This is a genomic window from Pseudoduganella buxea (assembly GCF_009720835.1).
Lineage (GTDB): Bacteria > Pseudomonadota > Gammaproteobacteria > Burkholderiales > Burkholderiaceae_D > Rugamonas > Rugamonas buxea.
In genome coordinates this window covers 1-820 of the sequence record NZ_WNKZ01000227.1, presented here as the reverse complement: position 1 = coordinate 820, position 820 = coordinate 1, and the positions used below count along the sequence as shown (strand labels likewise).

At 53.3% G+C, this 820-nt stretch carries 1 rRNA gene; it reads left to right on the top strand.

What is annotated here, in order from left to right:
• Positions 1-820: ribosomal RNA gene (locus GM672_RS27735) — 16S ribosomal RNA — on the top strand; the annotation flags it as partial.

Sequence of the window (820 nt, the reverse complement as noted above, 5' to 3'; positions counted from 1 at the left end):
GGATGAAAGCAGGGGACCGCAAGGCCTTGTGCTCCTGGAGCGGCCGATATCTGATTAGCTAGTTGGTAGGGTAAAGGCCTACCAAGGCATCGATCAGTAGCTGGTCTGAGAGGACGACCAGCCACACTGGAACTGAGACACGGTCCAGACTCCTACGGGAGGCAGCAGTGGGGAATTTTGGACAATGGGCGCAAGCCTGATCCAGCAATGCCGCGTGAGTGAAGAAGGCCTTCGGGTTGTAAAGCTCTTTTGTCAGGGAAGAAACGGGTGTGGCTAATATCTGCATCTAATGACGGTACCTGAAGAATAAGCACCGGCTAACTACGTGCCAGCAGCCGCGGTAATACGTAGGGTGCAAGCGTTAATCGGAATTACTGGGCGTAAAGCGTGCGCAGGCGGTTTTGTAAGTCTGTTGTGAAATCCCCGGGCTTAACCTGGGAATGGCAATGGAGACTGCAAGGCTAGAGTTTGGCAGAGGGGGGTAGAATTCCACGTGTAGCAGTGAAATGCGTAGAGATGTGGAGGAACACCGATGGCGAAGGCAGCCCCCTGGGTCAAGACTGACGCTCATGCACGAAAGCGTGGGGAGCAAACAGGATTAGATACCCTGGTAGTCCACGCCCTAAACGATGTCTACTAGTTGTCGGGTCTTAATTGACTTGGTAACGCAGCTAACGCGTGAAGTAGACCGCCTGGGGAGTACGGTCGCAAGATTAAAACTCAAAGGAATTGACGGGGACCCGCACAAGCGGTGGATGATGTGGATTAATTCGATGCAACGCGAAAAACCTTACCTACCCTTGACATGGCAGGAATCCCG